Raw genomic sequence first — 9,545 nt, 5'->3', positions numbered from 1 at the left:
GTAGCTAATTCTGCTGATTTTCACTCATGCGTGAGAATAACTGGATTTCCTGTAGGTAATTCACGCCCAAATCGGTAAACTCACCAATCCCAGCCATTTTAACTGTACTTTTTCCATCTATTCGTCTGATTCCATGAAATATCGCTGAATTAGCTGTATGTTTTCCATTTAGTTGTCTCTACAAGCCACTCAGCTACCTAATCCCCTGCAGCCTCCTGACGACCACTCTCAGCAACTAGTCCTTGTACGCATCCATAAAGCCCTGAACAAAACGGGGATCCCACTGGTTCCCCTTCCCGTCCGCGAGAATGGCCATCGCCTTCTCGACAGGCATGCCCTTCCGATACGGACGATCGGACGTCATCGCATCGAACGCATCGGCCACTGCAATGATGCGGCCGAACACCGGGATATCCTGGCCCTTCAGGCCATCCGGATATCCAGCGCCGTCGTAGCGCTCGTGATGCGAGCGCACGCCTGGAAGCAAGGGAGCCATCGCCTCAGCAGGCTCAATCTGTTTCAAAATCGATTCACCCAGATCCGGGTGACGCTTGATTTGCTCGAATTCCTCGTCGGTTAGTCGGCCATCCTTTAACAGCACCGCATCGCGGACGCCGATTTTGCCGATATCGTGCAGCAGCGCTGTTTTGTACAACCAGTCCAGCTCCTGTTCGCTCAGGTTAACCGCTTGTCCAATTAACAAAGAGTACTTGGCGACGCGCGTTGAATGCCCTGCCGTGTAAGCATCTCGCGCATCGAGAGCTGCCGCAAGTGTAGCGTAATAGCTTTGCAGGAGCTGATTATTCATTTTTTCACGGGCATCGAGGCCCTTCACCATATGGTTAAAGCCCGCAATCAACCGCGAGAACTCATCCGAGTATAAGTCAGAGGCCCTAACTTTGAGATCACCGGACTGTACTTGCTTCATTACACGATGTAAATCCTCAATGGGCTGTTGAATATCACTAGCCAGCAGGCGTGCTCCCAATGACGAGAAGCCAACGCCCAGCAACAGAATAATTGCCGCCCATTTCCAATAATCAGCGATCAGCTGGGACGAGTCCACACTTGTGCTCAACCGAATCTGCGTTGCTAAGCTAAAAAGAAACAGCGGCATCGTGCCGATGAGAAACGCACTCAGCTGAAACTTTCGCTGAATTGACACGATGACGCGCCCATCCAACGAGACGTCCTCCCCATGAAACTGCTGCCCTAACTCACGTATATGGATCAGCATGGGCCGAATGGCTTGCGCCGTCGTGAAAAACTCAAGCAACGCATGCATACTAGCAATCAGTATGGCACCGATACCCGCCAGCCCAATGTAAAAAACAGGCAGTGTCAACCAACCCCACGTAATCCCTAAGCTCGCCATGGTCATTGCCGGAATCGATAGCCCCAAAAAGTGCGGCCCCATGATCCGCATCACCGATAAAGCTGGAAAGCGATGCGTCTGTAAATAGGCTGCACGAATAATTTCCAGCGATGGCTTCTCTTGCCCCATCATTTCGCGAATTGGCCCAATATGCCTCCGAAATATCACAAACTCCGCAAACATCATGACACATAACGATAAAATCATAATAATTAATAGGCGGAACAATTCAACGCCCGATATCGTGAGCGTCGTCGAAATAATGACCCCGCCTACAACAAGCACAGCAATACCCGAACCCATCATATAATTTCGTAAAAGATCACGTAGAAATTTCCTATATATCAGCATACAACACCCGCCTCTATCCAAAACTTTCTTCACTGCGAAGTTGACTCGCATCCCCTCTATTGTACCGTAATCTGGTAAAATTCGCTTGATATCTCTAGTAGAATCAACTAACTTGCTCGCTGTTCTGGCAAAAGAAAAAAGCCACACTCTACAGTTAAGAGTGTAGCTTCGATTTTTGGTCCGCGCCCGGCGCAGCCCCTCCCTACTCTTCCCGCTTCAACGTCGGGTCAGCATCATTTCCAAGGAACGCGCGTGCTAAGTCGGTCACGCTTTTGCCTGTGAGCGTCTGGGTGATCTCTGGCACCTGCGCGATCATTTTGGCAATATCGCCTGTGATCCGGTTGACGCCAGATGTCGAACCGTCCTGTGAGATCACGGTGATCTTATCCACGTTGCTCAGCGGCGCCGCAATTTTCTCCGCCAGCTCCGGCAGGATGCGGAGAATTTCCACCGTCACCGCCGCCTGCGTGTACTGCTTGTAGGCCTCGGCTTTTTTCTCCAGCGCCTCCGCTTCCGCAAGCCCTGCTAGGCGCACGACCTCCGCGTTCGCCTTCCCTTTGGCGAGCTCCGCTTCCGCCGTAGCTTCGCCGCGCTTTCTCGTCGACTCCGCATCCGCCTCAGCCTCAAGGATTTGCCGTTGCTTGCTCACCTCGGCGCGCATGATAGCCGCCAGCTTCTCTGCTTCGGCTGGTTTAATAACAGAAGCCTCGAGCTCCTTCTGCTTCAGCTCGACCTCGATCTGGCGAACGGTTTTGTTCGCCTCCGCTTCCATCTGACGGATCCGTACCTGCTCCGTCACGAGTTGCTGTTGAATTTGCTTTTGCTTCAATTCATAAGCCAAATCCGCTTCCGCCTGACGACTCGTCGTCTCCTGCTTGAACTCCGCTTCCTTCATGCTGAGCTCCTTGCGGTACTGGGCTTCCTTCGCCGACGCCGCGCTCTCCGCTTCAATCGTCAGTTGATGGGCTTCCGCCTTGCGAATGGCCGACTCCTTCTCCGTATCCGCCTGCCGGATTTGGATGTCTCGCTCGACTTCCGCTTTGGCAATGCTCGCGCTTTTGCGAATCCGCTCCACCTCAGGTACACCCAAATTCTCGATGTAGCCTTGATCGTCCGCTACCCGTTTCAGCACGAAGGAAATGAGGTTGAGTCCCATTTTATCCAAATCCTCGGAACACGTTTCCCTCATCTTACTATTGAGTTCATCTGGGTTCTTGAGGATCGATTCCACCGTCAATTGCCCGACTAATCCCCGCAAATGCCCTTCGACAGAGTGCAAAATCATCGCTTCCCGCTCCGCCATCGAATGATCAAGGAACTGCTCGGAAGCCGTTGCGATCGCGATGGGATCACTCTGGATTTTGATCTGAGCGACAGCTTCAATTTTGAGACGAATACCTTGCAGTGAAAACATCGGCTGGTCTGGCTTCACGTCAAAACTTGTGAGCATCATCGAGATGGTTTTGTAACTCTGAAAACCAGGGATGACGAACGTCCCGCCGCCTTGCACGACTCTTTTGCCCCCTAAACCAAACACGATCATTGCCTCATTCGGCGGCACTTTCTTATACGCTTTTACAATTGAAGCTAGTAAGATAAAAACAACAACCACAATGGCAACAACCATGATAAGCACTGAATACATCATTCCTGCCCTACCTCCCTGTCATTCCTCTGTATTGTTTGAAGCAAGAACTGGCTATTCAAATTCACTAAATTCCGTCACTGTAGCCACACCTTTGCTCATGTTCAAAATAACAACCTTCGTCCCTTTCGCCAGGGACTCGCCATTCTCAGAACGAACACTGATAGAGCGCGTGGTTCCTTGGAGCACATACACCATTTCACCCATTCCTTTGCCCCTAATCGGAACTGTAAGCTTCCCCAACTGACCACTGAGCTCAAAATCGCTCTCCTTCATGCTGTCATCATGCTTATAAATAACCTTGGCGTACAAAAGAAAGAAGAGCCACGCCATCACTATCCCGGCAGCAATCGCAAAGAGAAGAATCAGTAAACCGCTTGTCATGCCAACTTTGTTAAGGATGTACCCCATACCTCCGAACACCGTCAAACCCGCGAGCAATGAGGACATATTGAACCAAGATGGGCTACTATGCCCGTGTCCATGTGTACCACCTGCATCGCCATGCAGCTCAAAGCTGTCCACACCGAAAAGTGTGATGAGCAACGTAAGTACGAGACCTACAAAAAAACAAACAATAAACATCGTCATCATAAGCTTTACCTCCCACATAAATGTAGACGAAATTGGGAATAAAAGGTTTCGTTTCAAAGAAAAATCCCTTTTTATCACATAAGAAGGACAGCAATTCCCCCTCATTAATTTTAAACACACAAAACGCATCCTTCTCATACTACTTGCGTATAATCATTCGATGACTTATCGTTAAATCTATTAAAACAAAAGGAGTAGATTATCCCATGCATTCAAAAAAATGGACTTGGTTAATTTCGGCAGCGCTGGTAATCATGATGTTGACGCTAACGGGTTGTCAATCAATACAAGGTTTGGAACTGGCGAAAGCCGTTCAGAATGGCGCGAATGTGAAGTCTTCCGAGTCGAAAGGTACTTTGCAGCTTGAGCTTGTCCCAGGCGATACGTCTAAGCTATCTGCGGGGGAAAAAGCCGCACTTGCAGCCCTGAAGGATGTGAAGATTGAGCTCGCAGTAAAAACGCAGGATAGCCAACGTCTATCTGCTGAAGGGAAGATTATTTACAGTAATGGTACCATCCCTTTCAACGTTGCCATGGAGGGTACGAAGATCAACCTTAGCATTGAAGGTGCGAAACAGCCGATCGTTATTGATCTTTTAGGCGGGGCTGATATTTCTTTCTTAAGTTTCTTACCTAAGTCCATCCAAGAGCAATTCGGCAATAAATTACTTGAGATTAAATCAGGACTCATTGAACTTATTTTGGCGAATACCACGGATCCTGCTAATCTAGCGATTACTTCGGTAACAGATAAAGTTAATAATGAATCGCTTTCGTTACAAAAAGCACATGTAGAGCTTAGCGGCACAGAATTAGCTTCCCTTCTGCAAAAGCTGCTAGCTAACGTTCTTGCCGACGAAGCTGGCCTCAAAAAAGTGCTTAGCCAATTGTACGATGCACTTGCTCCTGTGATTCAAGAACAGATCGCAGCTGGAGATAAAAGCATTACTTTGGGCCTGCTAACGAATAAAGATCTGACGCTCGGCTTTGTGTACTCCCCGATCCATAATTACTTAGCGGGATTGGCGGATTCCATTGATCCAACGAAAGATATGTTTAGTGCGAAGGCATCGCTTCAAGCAGATCTTTTCATCGATAGTGACAAACAAATTCGTAAGCAGAACATTGCGATCAACATGCCGATGACAGAATCAAACAATGGCGCTTCCGCGATTAAGATTTCCTATGTGAGTGAATCTTGGAATCTGAATAAACCGGTTACGGCTAGCAAGGTAGATACGGCCGGTGCACTTCAACTTAAACCAGATGCTACGGCAATCTTCAGGGTGCTTGCTACTTTAGATAAGCAATCCACGCTTTATAAAATGCTTAAAAACGATCTGCAAGTAACTAAAAAAGATATCAATATGGTTACCGACGGGTCAGGGGCTAAAGACGACGCGCCTCAACCATTCATTAATGCCAATGGCACGACGATGGTACCGGTTCGCTTTGTTTCCGAGCAGTTAGGTGCTGAGGTTGGCTGGAATGGTGATCTACGCCAAGTTACAATTACTGATTTCCTCACGGGGAAAACACTCCTTTTGACATTGGATAGCAAAAAAGCAACTGTAAACGGCTCCGCTGTTCCTGAGCTGGAGAGTGCCGCTACATTGTCCGACAACTCAACGTTTGTTCCGATTCGCTTCATTGCTGAGCAACTTGGCTGCGTCGTTTCGTTTAACAATGAGACGCGTGTCGTCACGATCCACCGCGACTAAGTAATTTCTATATAGGCGATCACCCTTTTCGTAGAGCTGAATAGTCTAGTAATGAACCTAGGCAGAAAGCCTGCTGCGAGTGCGCAGCTGAACGAGAAGGAGTGAACGTTTATGTATATGAACCCTATGCATCAGCAAGGGCCGCAAGGACATCATGGACACCAAGGACATCATGTGGTGTACCAATCCGAGCCCAACTGGCAGCACATGATGAAGCACAAAAGAGACGCAGTCATGCATGCACTGCATCCACACATGGGACGTAAGATTCGTGTTACGACAATTGATGGGCATACACATGAAGGTGTTCTCATTAATTCAGATGGCCATCACGTGTATCTGAATACGGACCCCCATCATGGCCACCATCAAGGTCATAACAGACCGATCTATACACCGGCACAGTATAATCAAATTATTACACTCGTGCTTTTTGAACTTTTGGTTATTCTCCTGCTTGCCTAAAAAACTGAAAGCTCGCTCCTCAATGCCACTTTGGTAAAGAGAGCGAGCTTTTTTCCTTATTGCTGGATGAAGCGTTGGTAGGAGGCCTGACAGTCCTCATACAGCCTTCCCTCATCTGCACCCGTAAGGTTACCCTTCTCCACTACGATACGGCCATTGACGACCGTGTAATCGACTGCACGCTTGAGGCCTACTGTCCCCAACCACGACTTAGCATCCGTGTGCGTTCCGACAGCGTCTATCTGATCCACGTGCACCATGAACAAGTCTGCTGATTTGCCTACCTCCAGCGACCCAATGTCGGATCTACCCAGAATCTCAGCTCCGCCCCTCGTCGCTACCTTCAATAGATCATAGCCGGTTGGCGCCAATGCGCTCGATTGAAGCCTGTGCAGCAGGTAGGCGACGCGAAGCTCCTCCAGCAGATTCGAGCCATCATTAGAAGCGCTGCCGTCGACAGCCAATCCAACTGGAATGCCCATCTCCAGCATCTCAGGTACTCTGGCAATGCCAGAGGACAGCTTCATATTGGAAATGGGGCAATGGGCGACGCCGGTCTTCGTCTGCGCGAGCAGCTTCATTTCATCATCGTTGAAATGAATGCCATGCGCATACCACACATCGGAGCCTACCCAGCCTAAGCTTTCCATATAGGCGAGCGGCCGCATGCCGAATCGTTCGAGCGTATAGGCTTCCTCATTCTTCGTCTCGGCGAGATGCGTATGGAGGCGCACGCCTTTGGCTCTGGCCAGCTTCGCAGATTCCAGCAGGATATCTGCGGACACACTAAACGGCGAGCATGGCGCCAGCACGACCTGCCGCATCGAGCCTGCTCTGGCGTCGTGATACAGGTCAATAAGCCGCTCGCTATCCGCGAGGATCGTGTGGATGTCCTGCACGACGCTCATCGGCGGCAATCCGCCCTGATCCTTGCCCAGCGTCATCGATCCTCGTGAAGCCACGAAGCGTATGCCGAGTCGATCAGCAGCTTCGAACTGTTTATCGATGAAATGCTCACTATTTTGATCGGGAAACACATAATGATGGTCAAATACGGTCGTACAACCGTTCTTCATGAGGTCGGCAATTCCAGTTAGTGAACTGTGATAGATAGCGTCCGGCGTAAGACCTTTCCAGATCTCATACAGATAGCGGAGCCAATCGAATAGCTCGAGCTTCTGCACCTGCGGCAGGTTACGTGTAAACGTCTGATACAAGTGATGATGCACATTAATGAGGCCAGGATACACGAACATATTGGACGCATCAATCAGTTGCGTGGAGGCATCCCTTGGAGATAACCCCTTCCCTATCTGTACAATCTGATTGCCGTCAATCAGCAAATCTGCATTCTCCAACACGCGGTCTTCTGCATCCACCGTTACTATCGCTTTCGCATTTTGAATTAAGATGGAACCCATTCTCTTCAGCCTCCTCAAATAGAATAAGGGAACCAAAAAAAATCCTAACCACAAACACAATATACGCATATATTGTGTTCGTAGTTAGGATTTAGGTTCCCAGTAGAGCCCCCGAACCGAATTATCGAGGTTATACGAACTATGAAATTGTCACAAAACTTTAGTTAAATTTAGGAATAGTATAGAGCACCTACTAAGGAAGCGTCAATAGCTTATCGCTGTCTGAAAATAACTTTGATGTTTTTTCAGAAAAGTGGAATAAGCTTCCTGATTAATGGATATATTATCAAAGCTGCGTTAATGATTAACAAGCTCTCTGGCAGGAATCACTTCCGCGAATGAGAAGCGCAGGCACAAATTATCTTTGGAGGTTTATGAACACATGGAAACAGGTACAGTAAAATGGTTTAACGCAGAAAAAGGATTTGGATTTATCGAAATGGAAGGCGGCAATGACGTATTCGTTCATTTCAGCGCCATTACAGGGGAAGGTTTTAAAAGCTTGGATGAAGGCCAACGTGTGCAATTCGAAGTTGTTCAAGGTAACCGCGGACCGCAAGCTGAAAATGTAGTCAAGCTGTAGTCCTTCATCACATATTGCTTTAACTGCTTGCGCGTCAGAGTCAATTATGACAAGGAGGAGTTCGATTGTACTTTTCAAAAAAATCATTGGAACCAGTACCGGAGGAACAAACCAGCATCTGGACCTGCAGCACTGATCAGTGCTCTTGCTGGATGAGAGATAACTTTTCATTCGCGGATAGTCCCGCATGTCCGATTTGCAATTCATCCATGGTCAAGGATTTAAAGATGCTCCCAACCTTATCGAACACAAGCAGCAGGCGATGAATCCGGCACCCAAAAGCCCCTGTCTCCAATGGAGACAAGGGCTTTTTCTCGATATAGGACTATTATATAGTAATCCACTTATATGATAGTTCGCTGAAATGCTTCGCCTTGATACATCATCAAGGTATCTTCCTCACTCATATGAGGGGTAGCTAATACGAGAATTTTCCCCCACTCCAGCTCCGTTATGAGTCTGTCCGTCTCCGCTTCTGGCACGCCGAGCGCCAGGATCTTCGCTCTCAGCTCCTCGCCACGTGATCGGAACAGATTGGCAATCGACGTGAACAATCCTTCTTCGGCCATCGAAATCTGCTCTGCACCCGCATACTCCGCGACGTAATTAGTACCTTCAGCACTGTGTGTCAGAACATAAATATGATCCTTTTTAAAGCCTTCGTTATGCAGTTGCTGTACTTTGTTCTGCGTATCCTCAAGACTGGATGTCACACTTACTCTGGTATACGTCGTACTCATGGTAATTCCTCCTCGTCAATGGGTTTTATAGGGTGTATCCGTGTTACCTTGAGTTCGTTGCTCAGGTCACATGCTCGCTAGAAGCGTTGACGTCTTCCGAAAATCAGCGATACTACGAACATAATAAGGAAGACGAAGAACAAAATTTTGGCGATACCTACTGCTGTTGAGACAATCCCAAAGAATCCAAAAACACCTGCAACTAGCGCAATTACCAGAAACGTCATAGCCCATCCTAGCATACCCAACACCTCTCTCTTCCTTTTCGATAGTGTTCATCTTGCTATGCTTTCTATTACCCACACCAGCTAAGGTTGAAACAGGCCTTAAACGAACTTGATCAAAAACGACTATGCCATCAATTAAGAACGTGTACGTTATTCATGTGTGTGTGGCCCAGAGCGTAAGCAAAGCTTACTCGTCATTGAATAAGACCTGATGTGTGAAAAGCTGGTTGTGAGTGGGGTTAGGGTGAGAGGTAGAGGTAGAGGTAATAGTAGAGGTAATAGTAGAGGTAATAGTAGAGGTAATAGTAGAGGTAATAGTAGAGGTAAATATAGCAGTTTGAGTATGGAGTACTGAAAGGTCAGTTAACTCTCCTATGTTCCAGATGAATAGATGGATTTACTACAGTTAAATCATGAGATTTT

The 9,545-nt window shown here is 48.0% G+C and carries 10 protein-coding genes and 1 riboswitch; of the genes, 4 read left to right on the top strand and 6 right to left on the bottom strand.

The features are described from left to right. Positions 1-235 precede the first annotated feature (235 nt). The 3 genes from GC096_RS09300 to GC096_RS09290 form a co-directional block, all read right to left on the bottom strand. Positions 236-1,726 carry an HD domain-containing phosphohydrolase gene (locus GC096_RS09300; protein ID WP_171629960.1) on the bottom strand — a complete coding sequence of 497 codons (1,491 nt, stop codon included), beginning with the start codon at positions 1,724-1,726 and terminating at the stop codon, positions 236-238. 202 nt (positions 1,727-1,928) lie between these two features. Then, positions 1,929-3,374 carry a flotillin family protein gene (locus GC096_RS09295; RefSeq protein ID WP_171629959.1) on the bottom strand — a complete coding sequence of 482 codons (1,446 nt, stop codon included), beginning with the start codon at positions 3,372-3,374 and terminating at the stop codon, positions 1,929-1,931. Between the two features lie 51 nt (positions 3,375-3,425). After that, on the bottom strand, positions 3,426-3,965 hold the full coding sequence (locus tag GC096_RS09290) for an NfeD family protein (protein ID WP_171629958.1): 540 nt from the start codon (positions 3,963-3,965) through the stop codon (positions 3,426-3,428). A 206-nt stretch (positions 3,966-4,171) separates the two neighbouring features. On the opposite strand from GC096_RS09290, the gene GC096_RS09285 reads away from it, so the two are divergent. Together GC096_RS09285 and GC096_RS09280 are read left to right on the top strand one after the other, a co-directional pair. Beyond that, positions 4,172-5,686, top strand: coding sequence for a copper amine oxidase N-terminal domain-containing protein (locus GC096_RS09285; RefSeq protein WP_171629957.1), 1,515 nt, complete (start codon positions 4,172-4,174; stop codon positions 5,684-5,686). Positions 5,687-5,797: 111 nt separating this feature from the next. Continuing rightward, the gene (locus tag GC096_RS09280) at positions 5,798-6,151 is read left to right on the top strand and encodes an acetyl-CoA acetyltransferase (RefSeq protein ID WP_171629956.1); all 354 of its coding nucleotides are present in this window, start codon (positions 5,798-5,800) and stop codon (positions 6,149-6,151) included. Between the two features lie 56 nt (positions 6,152-6,207). On the opposite strand, the gene GC096_RS09275 is transcribed toward GC096_RS09280, so the two are convergent. Next, complete coding sequence (locus tag GC096_RS09275) at positions 6,208-7,572, bottom strand: 8-oxoguanine deaminase (RefSeq protein ID WP_171629955.1); 1,365 nt, start codon at positions 7,570-7,572, stop codon at positions 6,208-6,210. Between the two features lie 61 nt (positions 7,573-7,633). Then, positions 7,634-7,730, bottom strand: a riboswitch (purine riboswitch). A gap of 224 nt (positions 7,731-7,954) precedes the next feature. Between GC096_RS09275 and GC096_RS09270 the strand changes: the two genes are divergently transcribed. After that, on the top strand, positions 7,955-8,155 hold the full coding sequence (locus tag GC096_RS09270) for a cold-shock protein (protein ID WP_028555458.1): 201 nt from the start codon (positions 7,955-7,957) through the stop codon (positions 8,153-8,155). A gap of 65 nt (positions 8,156-8,220) precedes the next feature. After that, positions 8,221-8,421 carry a cold-shock protein gene (locus tag GC096_RS09265; RefSeq protein ID WP_081787428.1) on the top strand — a complete coding sequence of 67 codons (201 nt, stop codon included), beginning with the start codon at positions 8,221-8,223 and terminating at the stop codon, positions 8,419-8,421. A 78-nt stretch (positions 8,422-8,499) separates the two neighbouring features. On the opposite strand, the gene GC096_RS09260 is transcribed toward GC096_RS09265, so the two are convergent. Both GC096_RS09260 and GC096_RS09255 read right to left on the bottom strand, forming a co-directional pair. Continuing rightward, complete coding sequence (locus tag GC096_RS09260) at positions 8,500-8,895, bottom strand: YflT domain-containing protein (protein WP_171629954.1); 396 nt, start codon at positions 8,893-8,895, stop codon at positions 8,500-8,502. Between the two features lie 77 nt (positions 8,896-8,972). Further along, positions 8,973-9,137, bottom strand: coding sequence for a DUF1328 domain-containing protein (locus tag GC096_RS09255; RefSeq protein ID WP_171629953.1), 165 nt, complete (start codon positions 9,135-9,137; stop codon positions 8,973-8,975). Positions 9,138-9,545: the final 408 nt, after the last annotated feature.

It is taken from the genome of Paenibacillus plantarum (assembly GCF_013141695.1).
GTDB classification, from domain to species: domain Bacteria; phylum Bacillota; class Bacilli; order Paenibacillales; family NBRC-103111; genus Paenibacillus_E; species Paenibacillus_E plantarum.
Note: the sequence above shows the minus strand (reverse complement) of the source record. Positions and strands in the feature narration are given on the sequence as shown.